This is a genomic window from Collinsella sp. AF08-23, assembly GCF_003479805.1.
In the GTDB taxonomy this organism is placed as follows: domain Bacteria; phylum Actinomycetota; class Coriobacteriia; order Coriobacteriales; family Coriobacteriaceae; genus Collinsella.
Window position 1 is genome coordinate 200,757 of record NZ_QUHV01000001.1, and the last position, 22,494, is coordinate 223,250.

Below are 22,494 nucleotides of genomic sequence, written 5' to 3' on the forward strand. Positions count from 1 at the left end.
AACGCCGCCTGTGCGGCCGCGGCGACCGCGTATGGTTGCCAACAGACCGCTCAGTGGTAAAACCGTTGACCAAGTCGTGTATGTGCGGCACTATTGCAACGGGCGTCGGCATGTGCCGGCGTCCGTCTTTTTTACGGGAGGGAATATGGCCGCCAAGGTGACGCTCAAGGAAATCGCCCAGGAGGTGGGATTGTCCCCCTCGGCCGTGTCTTTGGTTCTCAACGACCGTCCGTGCCGCATCTCCGAGGAGAACCGCAAGCGGATCAAAGAGGTCGCGGCACGCAAGCGCTACGTTCCCAACCAGATCGCCCGTAGTTTGGTTATGCAGCAATCGCGCACGTTCGGCCTGATCGTACCGAATATCGAGAGCCGTTTCTTCTCGTCGCTCGCCCGCAACCTGGAGGTCAGGTGCCGCGAGCGGGGGTACGCCCTCTTCATCATGAATTCCGATGTGTCCTCCGAGCATGAGGAAGAGATCGTGCGCCTGCTGGTCAATCGCGGCGTGGATGGCCTGATGTTGGTGACGGCGCATGAGATCGATGCCGATGAGCAGCTCGTCGAGAGCCTCGCATCTCTGCCGGTGCCCCTGGTGATGGTGGACCGTTTTATCGAGGGCGTGAACTGCGATAGGGTTCGCTTCGACAGTGAGCTTGGCGGGTTTCTCGCCACCGACTGCCTGCTGCAACAGGGCCATACGCGCATCGCATGCCTGGTCAACACCTCCTCGAACACCGGCAACGCGCGCCTGACGGGGTATCGTCGCGCGCTTGAGTCCCACGGTGTTCCCGTGGATGATTCCCTGGTGTTCGAGAGCGACTACTATATCGCCGACGGCGCGGCAGCGACCGAGCGGGTGCTCGACACCGACGCGACGGCGATCTTCGCGAGTTCGGACAACATCGCTCTTGGTGCGTTGAAATGCCTGTATGCGCATGGCAAGCGCGTGCCGCGCGATTATTCGCTCGTGAGCTACGACAACTCCGCTGCGGACGCCCTGTTCGAGCCGGCGTTGACGGCGATTGAGCAAAACGTCTCGAAGCTCGCCGACAACGCGATGGAGCTGCTGTTCTCCCGAATCGGGGAGGGCGCCGACCGCGCATTCGAGGACCGCGTGCTGGCTCCGCGCCTGGTATGCCAGGCAAGTGTCGCGCCGATTGCTGGTTAGCCGCGACCCGTGCGCGCCATTCGTCGCGCTTCGATACTGCTTCGATGCATGTAAAGACGAAGATTGGCCGGCTTTGGGGCGAATTCTGACCGAAAAGAGGGGTCATTATTTAAAAAGTGAGGGGTTTATTTTCCCCGGGCGAGTAGAGTGCCGTTTTTGGCATCTGTTTCCCAAGCTTTTGATGCAAATTCGGTCGTTGTACTTTGCCTGTGCGTATAAACCCCACACATATTAAATAGAGACACTCCTCTCGATGGTTCGGGCTGGACAAAGATTGGCCGTGGGCACGTGAGGGCAGCTCTCCCGTACCATATCCAATCAAATTCCCAACAGGGTAAACATTAACAAACAGAATTAAAAAGATTTAGAAAAAACGTTTTATCAGTTCTGATAAAACGTTTTATCGTTTACACTCGGCTTAACGATATTCGAAGGGCGGGAACGGTGTCCCGTCTTTGCGTGGGAGGAACAAGCCATGACTCAACCCGTGATCGGCACTCCGTGGAACAAGCTCGAGAACCCGGTGAGCGCAGAGGAGCTCGCCGGAGTTGACAAGTATTGGCGTTGCGCCAACTACCTGTCCGTTGGCCAGATCTACCTTCGTTCGAATCCGCTGATGCGCCCCGATTGGACCGATGCGAAAACGGGGGAGCAGCGTGACTTTGGGCGTATCGACGTCAAGCACCGCCTGGTGGGCCACTGGGGAACCACTCCCGGAATCAACTTCCTGTTCGGCCACGTGAACCGTCTTATCGCCGATCACGGTCAGAACACCATCTTCCTTATGGGTCCTGGTCACGGTGGTCCCGCCGGTACCGCGCAGTCCCTGCTTGACGGAACCTACCGCGAGATCCGCCCCGATATCACGGACGATGAGGCGGGTCTCGAGAAGTTCTTCCGCCAGTTCTCGTATCCGGGTGGCATCCCCAGCCACTTTGCCCCCGAGACTCCCGGCTCCATTCACGAGGGCGGCGAGCTCGGTTACACGCTCAGTCATGCATACGGAGCGGTGATGGACAATCCGAGCCTGCTGGCTGTTGCCGTGGTCGGCGACGGCGAGGCCGAGACCGCGGCGCTCGCAACCTCCTGGCAGTCCAACAAGCTCATCAATCCCAAGACTGACGGCATCGTGCTGCCCATCCTGCACCTGAACGGCTACAAGATCGCGAACCCCACCATCCTGGCGCGCATCTCCGACGAGGAGCTCACCAAGTTCTTCGAGGGCATGGGCTACAAGCCGCACTTCTTCGTCGCTGGCTTTGACAACGAGTCCCACGCCTCCATCCATGCGCGTTTCGCCGGGCTGCTCGAAGAGGTCTTCAGCGAGATCTGCGACATCAAGGCCAGCGCCGAACTGGGCGACGAGACCCGTCCCGTGTACCCGATGATTGTCTTCCGCACGCCCAAGGGCTGGACGTGCCCCAAGCACATCGACGGCAAGAAGACGGAGGACTCCTGGCGCGCCCATCAGGTCCCGCTGGCGGACGCCCGCGACACCCACGAGCACTTCCGCGTGCTGCGCTCTTGGCTGCACTCCTATGAACCCGAAGAGCTCTTCACGCCCGAGGGGCAGATTCGCGCCGAGGTGACGGCGTTCATGCCCACCGGCGACCTGCGCATCGGCGCCAACCCCAACGCCAATGGCGGCACGGTTCGCCGCGAACTCACTCTGCCCGACATCCACACCCATGAGGTCCCGGTGGCGGAGAAGGGCCACGGTTGGGGAGCGACCGAGGCTGCGCGCGTGTTCGGCGCCTACACCGCCGACGTCCTCGCCGCCAACGACGACTTCCGCATCTTTGGCCCCGACGAGACTGCCTCGAACCGCCTGCAGGACGCCTACGCCGCCACCAAGAAACAGTGGCTCGCCGGCCATTACGCGGACGCGGATAACGACGACTTGCTTGCACCCGAGGGTCGCGTGATCGAGCAGCTTTCCGAGCACCAGTGCGAGGGCTTCCTCGAGGCGTATGTGCTCACCGGCCGCCACGGCGTGTGGTCGAGCTACGAGAGCTTCGTTCACGTGGTCGATTCCATGGTGAATCAGCACTGCAAGTGGCTCGAGGCCACCAAGCGCGAGATCCCGTGGCGCGCTCCGATCTCCGGTCTGAACATCCTGCTCTCCAGCCATGTGTGGCGCCAAGATCACAACGGATTCTCCCATCAGGACCCGGGCTTCATCGACGTCCTGCTCAACAAGGCGAACGACACGCACGTGGTGAACGCCTATTACCCCTGCGATGCGAACATGGCACTCGCGGTTGCGGAGCGCGTCTACCGGTCCACGGATTGCGTGAACGCGATCTTCTGCGGCAAGCAGCCCGCGCCGACCTTCGTGACCGTGGACGACGCGCGCGCCGAGCTCGCCGAGGGCTTGGCCGCCTGGGAGTGGGCGAGCACCGCGAAGAGCTTGGAAGACGCCGACATGGTCATCGCCACGTGCGGTGATGTGCCCACGCTCGAGGCGCTTGCCGCCGTGGACCTGCTGCGCGGCCATGGTGTCAAGGTGTGGTTCGTAAACGTGGTCGACCTGCTCAAGATCCAGAATGCCTGCGAGAACGACCAGGCCATTACCGATGAGCGATTTGCCGAGCTCTTTGGCACGGGCGACAAGCCGGTCCTGTTCTGCTTCCACGCCTACGCCGGCACGATCCGCCGTCTGGTGTGGGCGCGTCCCGGCCACGACGCCTGGTGCGTGCACGGCTACGAGGAGAAGGGCTCCACGACCACGCCGTTCGACATGCTGCGCCTGAACAACATGGACCGCTGGGCGCTGGCCGCCGAGGCGCTGCGCCTGATCGACGGCGCTCGCGGGGAGTCCGTGCATGCCGAGCAGATCGAGGCATGGGAGGCGTTCCGCCTCGAGGCGTTCGAGTTCGCCGTCGATGAGGGCTACGACCACCCCGCGTTCACCGATTGGGTGTGGCCCGATGCGGCTGCCAACACCGAGTCGTCGCTCAATGCCACCCAACTCACCGCAGGCGATAACGAGTAGCCCGGCTTTCCTGAGCGGTCATATATGAAAACGGTGCATCGCCTGTATGGGTGATGCACCGTTTGACGTTCGGTCGAGTTTTAAGTTCTCGCGAAGTATAAAGCGAACGACCGGGATGGGTATTTCTTGAGCAAACATTCCGCAGGAAAGCCACCCGAAGGTGGCTTTCCGAGGACGTTTGCGAAGGAATTACCCATCCCGGACGGTGGGGAGCGACTACTTCACGACTAGGATGTCGCAATCGGTGTTGCGCAACAGGAACGTGGAGATGGAGCCCAGCAGCGCGTACTTAATGGAAGACAGACCGCGGGCACCGCAGAGTACGAGGTCGGGCTTGACCACGTCGAGCATCTCGTCCTTGAGCGTTTCGCGTATGCGCCCGGCGCGGATCATGACCTCGACGGAGGGAATCGCCTCGTTCGCCTTGGCCTCCTCGACCTGGGCCGCGATGGAGTTGGTAAAGGCATCCTGCAGGCCCTGGATCAGATCGGCGGGGTAGGATCCAGCGGATTCGAGCGCAGTCGAATCGATGACATGACCGATAACAAGAGCAGCGCCGTTGTTCGCGGCGACTTTGATGGCGCGTGCGAGCACGAAATCCTGCTGGTCGGTACCGTCAAGGGCAACAAATACCTTGGAATAACCTTCGTGCATGGTGACCTCCTTGGCCTGTGGTGGGCTTCCGTGTACCCACCGTTTGGTGCTTTACCATGCCACAGTTATACCCAATTGCCCGTTTCCGGTGCGTAACATGTCACGAACGGCGCGCTTTTTCGGTGCAGTGGGCGAAGAGGGGCGATAATAGGCGGAAGAATGATTTGACTGCGCCACGCTTGCGGTCATGTTATACGGTTGAAACTGGGGGAGGTCCTTTGGACGTCATCGAACTGCTTAAATCCGCGTTTCTCGGTTTGGTCGAGGGCATCACGGAGTGGCTGCCTATCTCCTCGACGGGGCACATGATCTTGGTCGACGAGTTCATCAAGCTCAACGTCACCGAGGAATTCTGGAACATGTTCCTCGTCGTGATCCAGCTTGGCGCTATTCTCGCCGTTTGCGTGCTCTTCCTGCGCGACCTGCTGCCCTTTGGCTTTGGCAAGACGAAGCAGGAGCGCCGCGACACGTGGAGCCTGTGGGGCAAGATCATCGTGGGCTGCCTGCCTGCGGCGATCATTGGCATCCCGCTCGATGACTTCATGGAGGAGCACCTCTATAACGCGTGGGTCGTCGCTGCGGCGCTCATCGTCTATGGCGTCGCGTTCATCGTGATCGAGCGCTGGCGCGCCAAGAAGCTTGCGGCGCGCGTGGCCGAGGAAGCCGCGGCGAACGCCCGTCCCGGGGGAGCCCACTTTGCGGCTCCCGCCGTCGCTATCGAGCCCACGCAAGGCGGCGACTTTGGCTCCATCACCTCGCTCGAGGATCTCTCTTACAAGACCGCCCTTGGCATCGGCTGCTTCCAGGTGCTCTCGCTTATTCCCGGTACCTCGCGCTCCGGCTCCACCATCATCGGCGGCCTGCTGTTGGGCACCACGCGTTCCGTTGCCGCCAAGTTCACGTTCTTCTTGGCGATTCCCGTCATGTTCGGTGCGAGCTTCCTCAAGCTCGTCAAGTTCTTCCTCAAGGGCGGCGTGTTCGACGCGAGCGGTCTGGCCATCCTCGGTGTGGGTTGCGCCGTCGCTTTTGTGGTCTCGCTCATTGCGATCAAGTGGCTCATGGGATTTGTCCGCCGTCACGATTTCACAGCGTTCGGCATCTACCGCATTGTGCTCGGCATCGCGGTGCTGGGGTATTTTGCTCTACTTGCCTAAAGTACGTGCTACCATTTCGTAGACGGATAACGAAAACTGAAGGCGCGCTGTCCGAGGGGGCGGCGCGCCTCCTCATGTACGAGGAGGAGCCATGGGCAAGATGGGAACGACGGTGGCGCTGGCAGGTGCCGCAGTGGGCGCGGTGGCGGGTGTCACGGCAATTGCATGTGCGAAGCGCGCAGCGGGCCTGCGTCCGAGTGCGCCCGCGGGTACACCGCTCACAGCAGAGGGCTACCACGCGGGGGATGACGCGGTCGAGCGATTCCGGGCGCTCCTGCGGGTGCCCACCATCTCGCGCGACGATCCGGCACTCGTGGATCGCACGCCCTTCGAGGCCTGGGTGCCCACCCTGCGCGAGCAGTTCCCCCGCGTGTTCGAGGTGTGCGAACTCACCATGTTTGACGAGTTCGGCCTGCTCATGCGTTGGCCTGGTGCCGATGCTACCCTCGATCCGATCGTGCTCATGGCACATCAGGACGTAGTGCCAACTGAGGGTCAGGCGTGGGACCACGACCCGTTTGCCGCCGAGATCCACGACGGCGAGATCTGGGCCCGTGGTTCGCTCGACACTAAGAACATCGCCGCGGCGATCTTCGAGTCGATGAACGTGTTGATCGGTGAGGGCTATGTGCCTCCGCGCGACGTCTGGTATTTCTCGTCGAACGGCGAGGAGGTTGCGGGTTCGGCTGCTCGGCAGGCGGTTGCGTGGATGCGCGAGCACGGCATCCACCCCTATATGGTGATGGATGAGGGCGGCGCGGTGGCGGCAGACGCCCCCTTGGGCGTGGAGGAGCCCGTGGCGATGGTCGGGGTCTCCGAGAAAGGGCATGTCGACCTCAAGGTCACGGCGCGCGCCGATGGCGGCCACGCATCGACGCCCGCCGAGAACGACGCCCCGCGCCTGCTCGCCCGCGTGTGCGAGCATATCGCCGCGAATCCCGGTAAGCCCGAGTTCACGCGCGCCCTCGACGCGACCCTCATGGAGCTTGCGAGCCGCAGTTCGACCCTGTACCGCATGGTGTTCTCAAACCTGTGGCTGACGCGTCCACTCGTATCGAAGATCATGTCGTCGAGTCCCGAGATGGGTGCGATGATCCGCACCACCTACGCCCTCACCCAGTTGCAGGGCTCGCCGGCCCACAACGTGCTCCCCACGGTGGCAACGGCGAACTTCAACGTCCGTATCGCCCCGTTCGAGACGGTCACGGATGCTATCAACCGCGCCCGTGAGCGCGCGGAGGAGGCGTGCCGAGCGTGCGGCGTGAGCCCCGACCACGTCACCATCGAGATCGAGCAGGCCGTGCCCTACACTGAGCCCGCGCCCGTGAGCCCGTTCGAGGACGACCCCGCTTTCGATTACCTGCATCGCTGCGTCGCGGGAGTGTATCCCGAGGCGGGCTTTGCGCCGTACGTGCAGAACTCCTGCACGGATTCCCGGGAGTTCTGCGAGATTTGCGAGCGCGTGTACCGCTTTGGCGGCTTTATCTACTCGGGTGAGGCCCGCTCGCTGCTGCATACGGCGAATGAGCGCATCGGCGTGGACGTGTACAAGCGCGGGATCGAGTTCTACATGGCGTTCCTGCGCAATCTCGACGAGCTTCGATAGGGGATGAACATGGCTGGAGAGAACAAGGCCCGCACCTCCCGAGCGCCCAGGCTCGATTACGCGCATGTCGCGCTCGCCTCGCTGCCGTTCATGGGCATGATCAGCTTCTGGCAGGTCTTTGACGGCATCGTTCCCAAGATGCTCACGGGGACGTTCGGCTTGGACAATATGACTACCGGTGCCGTCATGGCGATCGACAACGTGTTCGGTCTCGTGTTGCTACCCCTGTTCGGCATCCTGTCCGACCGCTGTGCAAGCCGCCTCGGTCGCCGCACGCCGTTCATCCTGATCGGGTCGGTGATTGCCGCTTTCAGCGTGCCGCTTATCGCCGTCGCCAACGGGATGCGCAGCCTGCCGCTGCTCATCTTCGCAATCCTCCTCACGTTGTTCGCCATCTGCATGTACCGCACCATGACCGTCGCGATCGTGTGCGATATCACGCCACGCCCGCTGCGCACCAAGGCCGATTCGATCCAAAAGATGGTGGGCTACGCGGGCACGGGCGCGATGCTCGTGGCGATTGCGGTGATGGTGCCCTCCGGTGACATGCCCAACTACATTCCGCTGTTCATGCTGCAGGCGCTCGTCATCCTGGGTTCTGCGGTGGTGTACGCCATCCGTGTGCGCGAGCCACAGCTCGTGCAAAAAATGCATGACGAGAGCCTTAAGATGGGGATCGAGGAGTCCGAGATCATGGTCGACGACTCACCCGAGGCAGGCGGCCGCGCGAAGATCACCGACCGCTCCGTACTCTTTTCGATTGCGATGCTCTTGGCCGCAACTTTTTTCTATTACATGAGCTACAACGCCATGACCACGAATATCTCGCGTTATGCTGATATGTTTTACAACATGGAGGGCGGCAGCTACGCGATTATCAACATCGTGACAATAGTTGGCGCGCTCTCGGGATATGTGCCGCTCGCTAACCTCTCGCTCAAGGTGGGACGTAAGCGCGTTGCCGTGGCGTCGGCGCTCGTCATGGCTCTCGCACCGGTAGCCCTGTGGCTTATTCCCGGGTTCAGCCCCGTCTTCTACCTCGTGTTCCTCGCCATAGGCATCGCGCTGGGCGGCGTTGACATGTGCGTGTACACCATGCTGCTCGAGGTGGTGGACGCGAACAGCGTTGGTCGCTACTCGGGCTACTACTACACGGTCTCGATGGCGGCGCAGGTGGCGACCCCCATCCTGTCGGGCATCGTAATGGATGTCGCCCCCGGTTTGCTCTTCGCCTACATCGCGCTCATGGGCATCTTCATGCTGTTTGCTATCGCGGCAGCGCGCCATGGCGACACGGTCCTGATTGACGAGGTCGCGCGCCGCGAATCGGCCTCGGCGTAAACGTCGGAGCGCTTCCTGCGGGCGGACGGCGCTCCGGCCCCCGCTTGTCGTGCCGACGTTCTGGCATACTGTGCGCATGCGAGACCATGACCACGAGAGGCGGAGGCCCTATGAACATCCAGATCTTCGGCACCAAGAAGAGCTTCGACACCAAGAAGGCGCAGCGCTACTTCAAAGAGCGGCGCATCAAGTTCCAGTTCATCGACTTGCGCGAGAAGGAGATGAGCAAGGGCGAGCTCCAGAGCGTGATGCGCGCGGCCGGCGGCATCGACGCCGTGATCGACCAGGGCGCCAAGGACCAGGACACCGTCGCGTTGATCACCTACCTGGTGGAGAGCCAGAAGTTCGACAAGCTCCTCGAGAACCAGCAGGTCCTTCGCGAGCCCATCGTGCGCAACGGCGCCAAGGCGACCGTGGGGTATTGCCCCGAGGTCTGGAAGACCTGGGAGTAGGGGACGGTGGCCACGGAAGGGCTGCGTGGAAGGACCTACGCGCGGGGGGCTCTGGAGCAGCCTAGAACGATAAAATGAACGAGAAAAAGTCCCAATTACGATAAACCGAATCACCTGCGGCTATGGTATCCTTGCAAGCGTGAATAAATCTTCGGCCAACGGTTGCTATTTTCACTCAAACGCGCGCGTTTTTTCGGCGAGTGGCGCATGGGGATGGCTGGCCGCTGTTCGGGGATGCCGGATATCGGGGCGAGAGCCGTCCCGACAGCACGACAAGGAGCGTGGTCAGGTAATGCAGGAGGCATGGGAAGGCTTCGAGGACGGTAATTGGACCAAAGAGGTCGACGTCCGCGACTTCATCCAGAAGAACTATACCCCCTACGAGGGCGACGAGTCGTTCCTGGTGGGCCCCACCGAGCGCACCACCAAGCTGTGGGACGACGTCATGGCCCTTATGCTCAAGGAGCGTGAGCAGGGCGGCGTTCTCGACATGGACACCAAGGTCGTGACCGGTATCCTGTCGCACCCGGCCGGCTACATCGACGCCGAGCATCCCGAGCGCGAGACCATTGTTGGTCTCCAGACCGACAAGCCGCTCAAGCGCGCCCTGCACGTCAACGGCGGTATCCGCATCGCCTGCCAGGCCGCTTCCCAGCACGGCTATGAGGTCGACCCCGAGATCGTCGACTTCTACACCAACAAGCGCAAGACGCACAACGCCGGCGTGTTCGACGTGTACAAGCCCGAGATGCGCGCTTGCCGCTCCGCCCATATCATCACCGGCCTGCCGGATGGCTACGGCCGTGGCCGCATCATCGGCGACTACCGTCGCGTGGCCCTGTACGGCGTTGACGCCCTGATCAAGGACAAGCAGGCTCAGAAGTCCTCCACCCCCTCCGTCATGAACGAGGACAACATTCGCCTGCGCGAGGAGCTCTCCGAGCAGATTCGCTCGCTGCAGCAGCTTATCGAGCTCGGTAAGCTCTACGGCTTCGACATCGCCCGCCCGGCTGCCAACACCCAGGAGGCCATCCAGTGGATGTACCTCGCCTATCTGGCTGCCGTGAAGGATCAAAACGGCGCCGCCATGTCTATTGGCCGTACCTCCACCTTCATCGACATCTACGCCGAGCGCGACCTCAAGAATGGCACTTTCACCGAGGAGCAGATCCAGGAGTTCGTCGACCACTTCATCATGAAGCTCCGCATGGTCAAGTTCGCTCGTACCCCCGAGTACCAGAACCTCTTCTCGGGCGACCCGCAGTGGGTCACCGAGTCTATTGGCGGCATGGGTGTCGACGGCCGTACCCTCGTCACCAAGATGAGCTACCGCTACCTCCATACGCTCGAGACGATGGGCACCTCCCCGGAGCCGAACCTGACCGTCCTGTGGTCCACGCACCTGCCGCAGGCCTTCAAGGAGTTCTGCGCCAAGACCTCCATCGCCTCCTCGTCCATCCAGTACGAGAACGACGACGTCATGCGCGTGTACCACGGCGACGACTACGCCATCGCCTGCTGCGTGTCCTCCATGCGCGTCGGTAAGGAGATGCAGTTCTTCGGCGCTCGCGCCAACCTCGCCAAGTGCCTTCTGTACGCACTCAACGGCGGTGTGGACGAGGTCTCCCACAAGCAGATCGGCCCTAAGTACCGTCCGGTCGAGGGCGACACGCTCGACTTCGATGACGTCATGAGCAAGTACAAGGACATGATGAAGTGGCTTGCCGGCGTGTACGTGAACACGCTGAACATCATCCACTATATGCACGACAAGTACTGCTACGAGGCCATTCAGATGGCCCTGCACGACAAGGACGTCCATCGCTGGTTCGCAACGGGCATCGCCGGCCTCTCCGTCGTGGCCGACTCCCTGTCTGCCATTAAGTACGCCAAGGTTCACCCCGTCCGCGACGAGCAGGGTGTCATCGTCGACTTCAACATCGAGGGCGACTTCCCCAAGTACGGCAACGATGACGACCGCGTCGACACTCTTGCCCACGACATCGTGCATGAGTTCATGGAGTGCATCCGTCGTCACGAGACCTACCGCAACTCCGTGCCCACCACCTCTGTCCTCACCATCACCTCCAATGTGGTGTATGGCAAGAACACCGGCGCCACGCCCGATGGCCGTAAGGCCGGCGTGCCGTTCGCCCCGGGTGCCAACCCGATGCACCAGCGCGACAGCCATGGCGCCATCGCGTCTCTGAGCTCGGTTTCCAAGCTTCCGTTCCGCGACGCGCAGGACGGCATTTCCAACACCTTCTCCATCGTGCCGGGCGCGCTGGGCAAGGAGGACGAGGTCTTCTTTGGCGACATCGACCTCGGTGACATCGAGTTCGAGAACCCGGTTGCTTGCTGCGATTGCACCGACTCCTCCGCTCCTGAGGGCTCTGAGGATCGCTAAGATCGCGGGCCACGTGGTCCGTCTGTAATGTTTCCGCGCCGGTCGTAATTCTGGCGTACCGGCGCGGCATCTACTGATATACTTTCAGTAACAATTCCTATTCTGGCGCGTTGGGGCGTCAAACAAGAAAAGGAGAACACCATGAAGGTCGCTGATATCCCGCAGGCGCAGGCCGACAATCTCGTGAGCATGATCGACGCGTACGCCGAGAAGGGTGGCCACCACCTGAACGTCAACGTGTTCAACCGTGACACGCTTCTCGACGCCCAGGCCCATCCGGAGAAGTACCCGCAGCTCACCGTGCGTGTTTCCGGCTATGCCGTTAACTTCCACAACCTCACGAAGGATCAGCAGGACGAGGTCATCTCCCGTACCTTCCACGAGGGCTTCTAATTCGCGATAGCAGAGCGAATGTGACGAGACGGGCGGCAGGGTAACCTGGCGCCCGTCTTTGCGCATGGGGGCTTCCAATGACCCATTGAAGATATGAGTTTACAAAAAACGACAATGTGTACCGCCGGGTAGCGTGTCTATCCCAAAGCGTGTTCGTTTCAGCGCGTATCCGCGTACAATTGCGCGAAATGTGGGATCAACGCCGGCATGCGAGCAGATCTGATCGTTAAACATGGCGCAAATGCGCAAGGGCACCGATCTGGCATCGCCAAATCGCCGTTAAGACGCGAAATTTGGTACACATTGTCGTTTTTTGTATGTCAAAGCTGATGGCTTAGGCGATCTTCATTGCGGCTGCGAGGAAGATTTCGCTGAAGGCGTTGGGGCAATGGATGTCCAACAGGGTATGATACCTAGCGGTTAAATGTGACTGCGTTGGATACCGCAGATGAAGGGGGAGATGGCTCATGGCGCGTGTGCAGTTGGACGGCTTGCAGGACCAGGTATCGAGCTACGCGCTCGGGCGTGTGCACTCGATTGAAAGCATGGGTACGGTCGACGGGCCCGGTGTGCGATTCGTGGTGTTCACCCAGGGATGCCCCATGCGCTGCGCATATTGCCACAATCCCGACACGTGGGCCGTGGGCGAGGGTGTGGGCACCCCGGTGACGGTCGAACGCATCATGAGCGAATTCGAGAGCAACCGCCCGTTTTACCGCACGGGCGGGATCACAGTCACGGGTGGAGAGCCCCTGCTGCAGCCGGAGTTCGTGGGCGATCTTTTCAAGGCGATGCACGACAACCCCAACGGGCGCGTCCACACGTGCCTGGACAGCTGCGGTTATGCGTACAATCCCAAGCGTCCGGAGCGGTTCGAGAACGTGCTCTCGGAGACCGATCTCGTCCTACTCGATATCAAGCACAGCGATCCGCAGGGGCATAAGGACCTGACCCGCTGCGCACCGGACAACATCATCGCGTTCGGTGACGAGCTCGCGCGACGCGGGATCAAGGTCGTCATTCGCCATGTGGTTGTCCCCGGGATCACCGACACGGTCGAGGAATGCGAGGCACTCGGAAGGCTGATCGCGCCCTGGCGCAATGTGGTGGGGCTGGAACTCCTGCCGTATCACACCATGGGCATCGTGAAGTACGAGCAGCTTGGGATCGAGTATCCGCTCAAGGATGTGCCGGCTATGGACAAGGGTCGCATTCCCGAGTTGCGCGAAGCGGTCCTGCATGGGCTGCGTATGGGCAGGGCAGCGGAACACAACTGCCAGGGTTAGCCGGGTTGCCCGACGGACCGGAAGCCCCCCGCGCGGGCGAATGATCCGACGGCGGGGAAGGCTAAACGGGAGCTTCAGTGCAAACAAAAAGGCAGCGCCGGTGGAGAGACCTGGCGCCGCCTTTTGTGAGGGGTGGAGTACTAGTGATGTACCCGCATGCTCCCCATCGAAAACGGTTTTCAACTCGTTCATGATGTCAGCACCGTTTGTGCACGTCACGAACACATTTGCCGTCTTATGGCAGGTCGTTACCCGCGGCGATATAAAGGTCGTACCATTCCTGGCGAGTAAGCTCGACATCGGCACCGGGGGCGATGGCGCGAATGCGCTCGGGATCCATTGAACCCGAGATAACCTGCATGCGGGCGGGATGACGCAAGATCCAGGCGATTGCAACGGCTTCTTTGGAGACGCCCCGCTCCTCGGCGATCTGAGCCAAGACGCCGTTGAGCTCGGCGAACTGCTCGTTATCGATGAAGGTTCCTGCGAACATGCCGTACTGAAGAGGACTCCAGGCCTGGATGGTCATGCCTGTGAGCTGCGCGTAGGAGAGCGCACCGCCATCACGGTCGGCCGCGGCGTCGTCCTCCATGTTCTCGTGCATCTGCATGCGCACCATGCCGGCATGGCACAGGCCGAACTGGAGCTGGTTGACCTCGAGCTTCTGATCGAGATTGGCCTGGAGCATCTCGCAGCTCCAGGGGCCCATGTTGCTCACGCCGATGTGGCGCGCCATGCCGGAGTCGACGATGTGGGCCATGGTGTCGCCGAGCTCGTCGAGGTCGCAGAGGGCGTCGAGGCGATGCAGGAGCACGAAGTCGACGTGGTCGGTCTGCAGGCGCTCGAGTTCGGCCTCGAGCGAGGAGAGCAGGTGGTCGCGCGAGAAGTCGTAGATGCCGTTGCGCTTCCCGGTGAAGTCGGGAGCGATGCCGAATTTGGTCTGGAGGATGACATCGTCGCGGGCGACCCCGAGGTCGTGCAGGGCCTGCCCCAGGACGCGTGAGCTTTCGCCCGCACCGTAGATGTCGGCGGAATCGAAGAAGTTCATCCCGCAGTTGAGTGCCGTCTGGACGATGTCGCGGGCCTCATCGCGCGTTTTTCCAGCCATGCGCATGACGCCCATTGCGATGCGGCTCGCCTCGTACTCAGTCGATCCGATTGTTTGGTAGTTCATGGGGTTCCCTTCGAGGTATGGGCGAATGCCGGAAACAAGCATCATAGCCATGATAGAACTTGAGTAAGGGATCGTGACAGCTGACGAAAGCCTGCTGTCAATACCAAATCGCAAGTTTTGCAGAACGACTACGTCCTCAGTTGGAAATTAGAGGTACTCGATCTGTGCGCCTTCGGTGTCGCAGGTGAGGATGTGGGTTTCGCAGGCGGGGAAGGCCTCGCGGAGGCGCACCTGCAGGAACTTGGCGACGATAGTATCGTCAGTCACAGCCATGAGGGTCGATCCGGAGCCGGAGATCCACAGCGTTCCCGCCCCGCCCTCCAGGCACGTGGCGCGGATGGCATCGTAGTCGGGGATGAGTGCCCGGCGATAGGGCTCCTGCAGGCGATCGTCGTTCGCGTCGGCGATGAGCGCGAGGTCGCCCGTCTCCAGACCGCGCGTCATGCCGGCGATACGGCCCATCTGCCACACCGCGTTCGAGAGCGGCACCTCCTGCGGAACCACCTTGCGCGCCTCGCTCGTATGGACCTCGTAGGGCGGGATGATGGTGATGAAGCGCAAGCGATCGCTCACGTCATAGCGAAGGCAGCGCGGCAGGCCGCCCTCGGGCGTGAAGGAACACACGGCACCGCCCAAGATCGCGGGGGCCACATTGTCGGGATGCCCCTCGACGGACGTGGCGATGCGGACGAGCTCAGCGCGGTCGACGGTATGGCCGGTGAGGGCGGCTGCTGCCATGATGCCAGCGACCACGCAGGTGGAGCTGCTGCCGAGACCGCGCGCCACGGGCACCTCGGTATGGATGTCGAGCTTGACCGGGAAGGGCTCCTCACCCCACTCCCGCAGGGCGTCGACGAAAGAGACGTACACGAGGTTGTTCTCGCTTTGGAACTCCACAGGGCAACCCGTGATTTCGAGTTCGTCCGAGCGTTCGAAGGTGAAATGCGAGTACAGCGACACGGCCATACCGAGCGTGTCATAGCCGATGCCGAGGTTCGCACTCGTAGCGGGAACAGTGATCTTGATCATGGGGCTCTCCTTCTTGAGGATGAAACTCACCTTACTATCCTATCAGGGGCTGTTCTTAAGGCATGAGCGCGCGGGTACAATAAAGTTACTTTTCACGCCGTTGAAATGAGTGCCTATGCCGGTTATTGCATTGTTTTTGGGAAGATGAATTGATGCAAAATTGGGAATTGGCGGCTGCGGGCAAGCCTCTCAATCCAATTGATCCTTTGATGTAGGAGGTGCCACATGGAGTATTTGCCCCGCGTTGTCCAGGCGCTCGCCGGCGACGATTATACCGTGTATGCGTATTTCTCTGACGGGTCGGTGCGCCGTGCAGACATCAAGCCCCTCATCGAGCGGGGCGGTGTATTTGCCCGCCTATCAGATGAAGATTTCTTTTCAAACAGGTTGACAGTTATGAATGACGCCGTTGCGTGGGACGTTGCCGGAAACCATGATGAAGCTGCTTGTATTGATTTGGACCCTTGGAGCATGTACGAGACGAGCGAGTGCGTTGCCGATCCGCTCGCCGAAGAGGCGGCCTAACTCTCACTATCACGGCGACTTAAGCATGGGTAGTATGCTCAAGTTCCGGCGTGTTTCGTCCGCCGCGAGTTCCGCATGAGCCGAAGGCCACCTTAAGTGGCCTTCGTGCGAGTCAGGATTGTTCGAGCGCCGGATGAAACACGCCGGAACCCATATACGTATCTTCTACAGCGCTGTGGCAGCGTTCTCCACGTACGTGGGCATATCGTCGATATCGACCACGTCGGTGTGGAGGACGGGCTTGTCCTGGAGCGTGGAAAGCTGCTCGGGCGCGGTGGTATCGGTCGCCTTGGCGAGGACGTCCATGCAGGCGAAGTCGCTCGGAGGACAGAACAGGCCGAGCGCCCCGGCGACGGCGCGGGGGAACTTGTAGGGGCTCGCCGTGGAGAGCAGGATGCGCGCCTTGGCATCCGGGGCGGCGGGTTGCTCAGCCAGGACGTGGAAGCCGCATGCAGTGTGCGGGTCGATCACGTAGCCGTTCGCGTCCCAGCACTCCTTGATGGCGTTCGCGACCTGGTCCTCGTCGGCCCAACCGCATCCGAAGACCTCCTGGATGCGGGCGAGCAAGTCGGCGGGCAGGGTGTAGGAACCCTCGCCGCTGAGGCTTTCCATGAGCTGCGCGACCAGTTCGCAGTTGCCGTCGCTCAGGTAGTAGAGCATGCGCTCGAGGTTGGACGAGATGAGGATATCCATGCTCGGCGACGTCGTGGTGTAGAAGGGGCGCTGACGGTCGTAGGTACCGGTGGTGAGGAAATCGTAGAGCACGTTGTTCTTATCGCTTGCCACGACGAGCTTGGCCACGGGCAGACCCATGCGCTTGGCGTAGTAGCCGGCGAGGATGTCGCCGAAGTTGCCGGTGGGCACGCAGAACTCGACCGCATCGCCCGGCTCGATGGCGCCTGCGCGCAGGAGCTGAGCATAGGCAGCGAAGTAATACACGACCTGCGGCACCAGGCGGCCGACGTTGATGGAGTTGGCACTGGAGAGCATCACGCCCTGCTCTGCCAGGTGCTCGGCGAGCTCGATGTCGCCGAAGATGCGCTTGACGGCGCTCTGAGCGTCATCGAAGTTGCCGCGCACCCCGCAGACGGTGACGTTGCCGCCCTCTTGCGTACTCATCTGGAGTTCCTGCACGCGGGAGACCTTGCCCTCTGGATAGAAGACGGTGATGCCCACACCGGGCGCGTCGGCAAAGCCGGCAAGCGCCGCCTTTCCGGTGTCACCCGAGGTCGCGGTGACGATTTGGATCTTGGCGGGCGCATCCTCAGCGGCGGAGTCAGCCGTGCGGGCCATGAGGCGGGGGAGCATCTGCAGGGCAACGTCCTTGAACGCACTGGTGGGGCCGTGCCAGAGCTCGAGGACGTAGGAGGGCACGCCATCGGCGTTGGGGGCCTGCGCGAGCGGCACCACGGGGGTGACTTCGTCGCTGGCAAAGGTGCCCTCGTAGGCCTCGCAAACGCAGGCGGCGATCTCGTCGGCGCTGTAGTCGGGCAGGAGCGCGCCGAGCACCTCGCGTGCGAGCTCGAAGTAGTCCTTGGAGGCGAGGCTGGCGAGGTTGATGGTGGCCTCGCCCAGCGCGTCGCTCACGTACAGACCGCCGTCCGGCGCGATGCCGCGTCGAATCGCCTGCTTGGAGCTGAGCTCAGATGTACGTGAACGCGTGCTGTGGTACGTCGCCATACTGCGATCTCCTCACAATTGGGTGCATAGATGGAGCTCATGGTACCAGAGCGTCCCGCTCCGGCTGGCTAAAGTGAACGCAGGCGCGGGCCTTTACAGCGCCATTCCACATGACGTTCTTTATTTGGAAACAATGGTGACACCTTTGAGCTGCCCTACTAGCTCATGGTAAAGTGGCAGCCTACGTGTCATGTCGCGCTGCCCGTTTGCGGCACGCGCTGGGGAGGGGTTTCTGCGCACCATGATCAAGATCACCAAATTTGGCGGTTCGTCCGTCGCCGACGCCGAGCATTTCCGCAAGATCAAGGCGATTATCGACGCCGACCCGGCACGCCGCTTCGTGGTGGTGAGTGCGTGCGGACGCCGTTCCAAGGCCGACACCAAGGTCACCGACCTGCTGTATCTCGTAGACGCTCACGTGAACTACCACGTTTCCTGCGAGGACCTGCTTACCGACATCGGCCAGCGCTATTTCGACATCGCCGACGAGTTGAACCTCGACTATCCGATCCGCGATGAGTTCGCGGCGTTTGCCGAGCGCGCCCGTACCGGCGGGTACACCACCGAGGAGCTTGTGAGCCGCGGTGAGTACTTCACTGCGCGCCTCATGGCCGAGTACCTGGGGCTGCCGTTCATCGACGCTGCGGATATGGTCGCCTTCCACCACGACGGCACGCTCTCAATGAAGCGCACGGCGGAGCTCGTCAAGGAAAACGCCCGCGAAGGCGGATTCGTCATGCCCGGCTTCTACGGTGCCACCAAGGAGGGTAAGATCCGCCTGCTCGACCGCGGCGGCGGAGACATCTCCGGCTCCATCCTCGCCCAGTGCCTGGAGGCTGATCTCTACGAGAACTGGACGGACGTCTCGGGCTTCCTCTCCGCCGATCCTCGCATCGTGCCGGGCGCGCAGCCCATTCCCCGCATCACCTACGAGGAGCTTCGCGAACTCTCCTACATGGGCGCGAGCGTCCTGCATGAGGAGGCCGTCTTCCCCGTGCGCGATGCCGGCATCCCGCTCGTGATCAAAAACACCAATGCGCCCGAGGATCCGGGCACCATCATTTCCGAGACCGCCAAAGAGGGCGATTCCGAGCCCATCATCACCGGCATCGCCGGCAAGCGCGGGTTCCTCGCCATCAACGTCTCGCGTGACCGCACCAAGAGCCGCATTGGCTTCATGCGTCGTGCCCTGTCCGTCTTTGAGCGCTATGGTGTCTCGGTCGAGCACATGCCCACGGGTGTGGACCAGTTTGCCGCAGTCGTTCAGGCCGCCGACGTCAAGGACTCCCTGTACTCGCTCGTTTCCGATATCCAGGAGGAAGTCGAGCCGCTGGAGATTGAGGTTGTCGAGAATCTGGCGCTCATTGCGACGGTTGGCCGCAACCTGCGCGGGCGCGCCGGTATCTCGGGGCACCTGTTCGGCAAGCTGGGCGAGGCGGGCGTGAGCGTCCGCATGATCACCCAGGGCTGCGACGAGATCAACATCATCGTCGGCGTCGAGGAGCGCGATTTTGACCGCGCCATCAAGACCATTTACGAGGCGTTCTCCGATGAGAACGGCATTGTTACCACGGCCGATCTCGAGCCGACGCCGAGCCCGTTTTAAGCAGAGCATGCGCCCGCTCGTCACGTCATGTGAGGGTGGCATTCGACATATCCTTTTGAGAAGGGGGACAACATGAAGACATATTCCGTCGCCATCGTGGGCGCCACCGGAGCGGTGGGCACGCAGATGCTTCAATGCCTGGAGGAGCAGGAGTTCCCGGTTGGCTCCCTCAAGCTGCTTGCGAGCCCGCGCTCGGCCGGCAAGGTCGTCGAGACTCCGTGGGGCGAGGTCACGGTCGAGGCCGCGGCACCCGAGGCGTTCGACGGGGTCGACATCGTGCTCGGCGCGGCGGAGGACGACATCGCGCTCGCGCTCTACCCCGAGGCCGTCAAGCGCGGTGCGGTGGTTGTGGACAACTCGCACGCCTTCCGCCTCGATGCGGACGTGCCGCTGGTCGTTCCCGAAATCAACGCCGCCGATGCCCTCAACCACAAGGGCATCATCGCCAACCCCAACTGCGCCACCATCATCGGCCTCGTTCCCACCTGGCCGCTTCACCAAATCGCCGGTGTCAAGCGCATGATCGTCTCGACGTACCAGGCCGCGAGTGGTGCCGGCGTCCCGGGCATGCGAGAGCTCGAGGAGCAGATCGGCTGCATGGGGCGCGGCGAGGAGATTCCCGCACCGAGCGCATTCGCCGCGCAGCTCGCCAGCAACCTCATCCCGCAGATCGGCGGCGAGAAATTCGAGGGCTTCACCTCCGAGGAGATGAAGATGCAAAACGAGGGGCGCAAGATCATGCATCTGCCCGAGCTTCGCGTGAACTGCACCTGCGTGCGCGTACCGGTGGTTCGCTCGCATTCCGAGAGCATCACGCTCGAGTTCGAGCGCGACATCACACTTGAGCAGGCGCGTGAGGCCCTTGCCGCGGCACCTGGCGTGAAGCTTGTGGACGACCTGAACGCAGAGAGCGCGCACGACCGTTGGCCCATGCCGCTGGACACGACCGACCAAGACCTCATCTGGGTCGGCCGCATTCGCCGCGACATCTCCAATCCGGAGGCGCTGCGCGGCATCACGTTTTGGTGCTGCGGCGATCAGATTCGCAAGGGCGCGGCGACAAATGCGGTCCAGATTGCAAAACTACTCTGCGAGTAGGCTGCAAACGCCGCGCGGCCGCTCAACGGCGGTCGAGACCGTCTGCGGGTAAAGCAACACTACTAAGTAAAGTGTGTACAATCTAGTCGAAGCACGGAATGACAGCGGAGGGCGTCGTCTGCACGGATGTGCGGGCGGCGCCTTTCGCGTCTGAATACGATAAGAATGGTCGTGGTCTGTATGAGCGAGTATGTCATCGTGGTCGAATCCGGCGCAGATGTCACGCCGGAGCTGCGTGAGCGCTATGGAATCGTGAGTGTTCCTATGCACGTGACGATGGGGGACGAGACGGTGGACGACGGCTCGATCGATCCGCTTGAGATCTACTCGCGCTGCAATGAGATGGGTCAGATGCCAAAGACGAGCGGCTGTTCTCCTGCGGACTTCAATGAGGTTTACGATCGCATCCACGCCGAGCAGCCCGAAGCCACCATCCTGCACCTTGCGTATTCCGAGGTGACCACCTGCTCGCATCAGTCCTCTAAGATCGCCGCCGAGGGCCGCGACTACGTGTACTCGATGGATACACGCTTCGTCTCTGTGGGTCAGTCGCTCATTGCCGTCGAGGCCGCCAAGTATATCGAGGCGAACCCCGATGCGACGGTCGAGGAAATATTCTCCTTCGTCGAGAGCGTGATGGATCGCGTGCTTTTGGGCTTCGTCCCCACCGACCTCGCCTTCCTCAAGGTGGGCGGTCGCCTCTCCAACGTGGCGTTCCTTGGTGCGCATCTGCTCAAGATCAAGCCGTGCATCGAGGTCACGGGCGGCAAGTTCGTCGCCACCAAGAAATTCCGTGGCTCCATGCTCAAGTGTGCCCGTGCGTTCCTCGACCACATGGTCGAGAAGGGCGATATCGATTTTTCGCATATTGGTCTCGCGTATTCCGTGGGCCTGTCCGAGGAACTGCGCGGCGACATGGAGGTATATGCCCGCGAGCTCGGTTTCGAGGACATCACGTGGACGCAGGTTGGTGGCGTGATCTCCAGCCACTGCGGCCCCACCGCCTTCGGCGCGGTCCTGCTGCAAAAGTAACCACGTTCTCTTGCGAGCGCAGGCACCGCAACGTCCGCCAGCGCAAAGAGCGCGATCGGTATTCTCCAAGCTGTCGGGTCGATGTGGTTCGATATTCGCACATGCTGCCCACGTATTTGCCTGATGCCTATACTTGTGGGTATATCAATTCATAATGGGAACCCACGCAACGGGAGCGCCGCGTATGGCATATATCGAGTTCAGCGATGTGACGAAGGTTTATGGCTCGGGTGATGCCGAAGTCCACGCGCTGGATGGGGCGTCGTTTGAGGTCGATCGCGGCGAGCTCGCTGTGATCCTCGGCGCCTCCGGCGCGGGCAAGACCACCGCGCTCAACATCCTCGGCGGCATGGACACCGCCACGAGTGGACGCGTTGTCGTCGACGGGCGCGACGTGAGCTCCGCCTCCGAAGACGACCTCGTGGAGTACCGCCGCGCCGACGTGGGCTTTGTGTTCCAGTTCTACAACCTCGTGCCCAACCTCACCGCGCTTGAGAATGTCGAGCTCGCTTCCCAGATTTGCCCCGACTCCCTTGACGCCGCCGAGTGCCTGCGCAAGGTGGGCCTGGGCGAGCGCATGGCGAACTTCCCCTCGCAGCTTTCCGGTGGCGAGCAGCAGCGCGTATCCATCGCCCGAGCGCTGGCCAAGAACCCCAAGCTCCTGCTGTGCGACGAGCCCACGGGCGCCCTCGATTACCAGACGGGCAAGCAAGTGCTGCAGTTGCTGCAGGACACGTGCGGTCGCGATGGCATCACGGTCCTCATCATCACGCATAACTCCGCGCTCGCCCCCATGGCCGACCGCCTCATCCGTTTCAAGAGCGGCCGCGTGACCGACATGCGCGTGAACGCCACACCCACACCCATCGCCGATATCGAGTGGTAGGCGACGGTGTC

The 22,494-nt window shown here is 61.8% G+C and carries 18 protein-coding genes; 14 read left to right on the forward strand and 4 right to left on the reverse strand.

Annotated elements, in window-relative coordinates; translation table 11 throughout:
- Window positions 1-145: 145 nt before the first annotated feature.
- Entirely contained in the window at window positions 146-1,165 is a 1,020-nt protein-coding gene (locus tag DWV48_RS00780) for a LacI family DNA-binding transcriptional regulator (protein WP_118652457.1), read from the forward strand.
- 475 nt (window positions 1,166-1,640) lie between these two features.
- Window positions 1,641-4,160: a phosphoketolase gene (locus DWV48_RS00785; protein WP_118652459.1), complete on the forward strand. Its 2,520-nt coding sequence runs from the start codon at window positions 1,641-1,643 to the stop codon at window positions 4,158-4,160.
- 216 nt (window positions 4,161-4,376) lie between these two features.
- Here DWV48_RS00785 and DWV48_RS00790 read toward each other — a convergent pair whose 3' ends face one another.
- On the reverse strand, window positions 4,377-4,814 hold the full coding sequence (locus DWV48_RS00790) for a universal stress protein (protein WP_118652461.1): 438 nt from the start codon (window positions 4,812-4,814) through the stop codon (window positions 4,377-4,379).
- A gap of 218 nt (window positions 4,815-5,032) precedes the next feature.
- Between DWV48_RS00790 and DWV48_RS00795 the strand changes: the two genes are divergently transcribed.
- From DWV48_RS00795 to pflA, 7 genes are all read left to right on the forward strand, one after another.
- Window positions 5,033-5,968 carry an undecaprenyl-diphosphate phosphatase gene (locus tag DWV48_RS00795; RefSeq protein ID WP_118652463.1) on the forward strand — a complete coding sequence of 312 codons (936 nt, stop codon included), beginning with the start codon at window positions 5,033-5,035 and terminating at the stop codon, window positions 5,966-5,968.
- A gap of 91 nt (window positions 5,969-6,059) precedes the next feature.
- A complete protein-coding gene (locus DWV48_RS00800) occupies window positions 6,060-7,574 on the forward strand; it encodes a M20/M25/M40 family metallo-hydrolase (RefSeq protein WP_233546006.1) in 1,515 nt (504 codons plus the stop codon).
- A 9-nt stretch (window positions 7,575-7,583) separates the two neighbouring features.
- A complete protein-coding gene (locus DWV48_RS00805; protein ID WP_118652465.1) occupies window positions 7,584-8,915 on the forward strand; it encodes an MFS transporter in 1,332 nt (443 codons plus the stop codon).
- Window positions 8,916-9,025: 110 nt separating this feature from the next.
- Window positions 9,026-9,367, forward strand: a complete 342-nt coding sequence (locus DWV48_RS00810; protein ID WP_118652467.1) for an arsenate reductase family protein — start codon at window positions 9,026-9,028, stop codon at window positions 9,365-9,367.
- A gap of 292 nt (window positions 9,368-9,659) precedes the next feature.
- On the forward strand, window positions 9,660-11,774 hold the full coding sequence (pflB, locus tag DWV48_RS00815; protein ID WP_118652469.1) for a formate C-acetyltransferase: 2,115 nt from the start codon (window positions 9,660-9,662) through the stop codon (window positions 11,772-11,774).
- Between the two features lie 141 nt (window positions 11,775-11,915).
- Entirely contained in the window at window positions 11,916-12,167 is a 252-nt protein-coding gene (gene grcA3, locus DWV48_RS00820; RefSeq protein ID WP_040360482.1) for an autonomous glycyl radical cofactor GrcA3, read from the forward strand.
- A gap of 467 nt (window positions 12,168-12,634) precedes the next feature.
- Entirely contained in the window at window positions 12,635-13,453 is an 819-nt protein-coding gene (gene pflA / locus DWV48_RS00825; protein WP_118652471.1) for a pyruvate formate-lyase-activating protein, read from the forward strand.
- 235 nt (window positions 13,454-13,688) lie between these two features.
- Here the strand turns inward: pflA and DWV48_RS00830 are convergent, their stop codons facing one another.
- Both DWV48_RS00830 and thrB read right to left on the reverse strand, forming a co-directional pair.
- The gene (locus tag DWV48_RS00830) at window positions 13,689-14,627 is read right to left on the reverse strand and encodes an aldo/keto reductase family oxidoreductase (RefSeq protein WP_118652473.1); all 939 of its coding nucleotides are present in this window, start codon (window positions 14,625-14,627) and stop codon (window positions 13,689-13,691) included.
- A 147-nt stretch (window positions 14,628-14,774) separates the two neighbouring features.
- Window positions 14,775-15,656, reverse strand: coding sequence for a homoserine kinase (thrB, locus tag DWV48_RS00835; protein ID WP_118652475.1), 882 nt, complete (start codon window positions 15,654-15,656; stop codon window positions 14,775-14,777).
- A gap of 225 nt (window positions 15,657-15,881) precedes the next feature.
- On the opposite strand from thrB, the gene DWV48_RS00840 reads away from it, so the two are divergent.
- A complete protein-coding gene (locus DWV48_RS00840; RefSeq protein WP_118652477.1) occupies window positions 15,882-16,181 on the forward strand; it encodes a DUF2442 domain-containing protein in 300 nt (99 codons plus the stop codon).
- Between the two features lie 165 nt (window positions 16,182-16,346).
- Here the strand turns inward: DWV48_RS00840 and thrC are convergent, their stop codons facing one another.
- The gene (gene thrC / locus DWV48_RS00845) at window positions 16,347-17,861 is read right to left on the reverse strand and encodes a threonine synthase (protein WP_118652479.1); all 1,515 of its coding nucleotides are present in this window, start codon (window positions 17,859-17,861) and stop codon (window positions 16,347-16,349) included.
- Between the two features lie 241 nt (window positions 17,862-18,102).
- Between thrC and DWV48_RS00850 the strand changes: the two genes are divergently transcribed.
- The 4 genes from DWV48_RS00850 to DWV48_RS00865 all read left to right on the forward strand — a co-directional run bounded on the left by DWV48_RS00850 (window position 18,103) and on the right by DWV48_RS00865 (window position 22,483).
- Entirely contained in the window at window positions 18,103-19,467 is a 1,365-nt protein-coding gene (locus tag DWV48_RS00850) for an aspartate kinase (RefSeq protein WP_118652481.1), read from the forward strand.
- 72 nt (window positions 19,468-19,539) lie between these two features.
- Entirely contained in the window at window positions 19,540-20,565 is a 1,026-nt protein-coding gene (locus DWV48_RS00855; RefSeq protein ID WP_118652483.1) for an aspartate-semialdehyde dehydrogenase, read from the forward strand.
- A 180-nt stretch (window positions 20,566-20,745) separates the two neighbouring features.
- Window positions 20,746-21,597 (forward strand): DegV family protein, encoded by an 852-nt coding sequence (locus tag DWV48_RS00860; RefSeq protein ID WP_118652671.1) that lies wholly within the window; start codon window positions 20,746-20,748, stop codon window positions 21,595-21,597.
- Window positions 21,598-21,781: 184 nt separating this feature from the next.
- Window positions 21,782-22,483, forward strand: a complete 702-nt coding sequence (locus DWV48_RS00865; protein ID WP_118652485.1) for an ABC transporter ATP-binding protein — start codon at window positions 21,782-21,784, stop codon at window positions 22,481-22,483.
- Window positions 22,484-22,494 lie beyond the last annotated feature (11 nt).

Coding starts and splice junctions, on each gene's coding strand:
- DWV48_RS00780 (WP_118652457.1), top strand. CDS start 146: ATGGCCGCCAAGGTGACGCTCAAGGAAATCGCCCAGGAGGTGGGATTG.
- DWV48_RS00785 (WP_118652459.1), top strand. CDS start 1,641: ATGACTCAACCCGTGATCGGCACTCCGTGGAACAAGCTCGAGAACCCG.
- DWV48_RS00790 (WP_118652461.1), bottom strand. CDS start 4,814: ATGCACGAAGGTTATTCCAAGGTATTTGTTGCCCTTGACGGTACCGAC.
- DWV48_RS00800 (WP_233546006.1), top strand. CDS start 6,060: ATGGGCAAGATGGGAACGACGGTGGCGCTGGCAGGTGCCGCAGTGGGC.
- DWV48_RS00805 (WP_118652465.1), top strand. CDS start 7,584: ATGGCTGGAGAGAACAAGGCCCGCACCTCCCGAGCGCCCAGGCTCGAT.
- DWV48_RS00810 (WP_118652467.1), top strand. CDS start 9,026: ATGAACATCCAGATCTTCGGCACCAAGAAGAGCTTCGACACCAAGAAG.
- pflB (WP_118652469.1), top strand. CDS start 9,660: ATGCAGGAGGCATGGGAAGGCTTCGAGGACGGTAATTGGACCAAAGAG.
- grcA3 (WP_040360482.1), top strand. CDS start 11,916: ATGAAGGTCGCTGATATCCCGCAGGCGCAGGCCGACAATCTCGTGAGC.
- pflA (WP_118652471.1), top strand. CDS start 12,635: ATGGCGCGTGTGCAGTTGGACGGCTTGCAGGACCAGGTATCGAGCTAC.
- DWV48_RS00830 (WP_118652473.1), bottom strand. CDS start 14,627: ATGAACTACCAAACAATCGGATCGACTGAGTACGAGGCGAGCCGCATC.
- thrB (WP_118652475.1), bottom strand. CDS start 15,656: ATGATCAAGATCACTGTTCCCGCTACGAGTGCGAACCTCGGCATCGGC.
- DWV48_RS00840 (WP_118652477.1), top strand. CDS start 15,882: ATGGAGTATTTGCCCCGCGTTGTCCAGGCGCTCGCCGGCGACGATTAT.
- thrC (WP_118652479.1), bottom strand. CDS start 17,861: ATGGCGACGTACCACAGCACGCGTTCACGTACATCTGAGCTCAGCTCC.
- DWV48_RS00850 (WP_118652481.1), top strand. CDS start 18,103: ATGATCAAGATCACCAAATTTGGCGGTTCGTCCGTCGCCGACGCCGAG.
- DWV48_RS00855 (WP_118652483.1), top strand. CDS start 19,540: ATGAAGACATATTCCGTCGCCATCGTGGGCGCCACCGGAGCGGTGGGC.
- DWV48_RS00860 (WP_118652671.1), top strand. CDS start 20,746: ATGAGCGAGTATGTCATCGTGGTCGAATCCGGCGCAGATGTCACGCCG.
- DWV48_RS00865 (WP_118652485.1), top strand. CDS start 21,782: ATGGCATATATCGAGTTCAGCGATGTGACGAAGGTTTATGGCTCGGGT.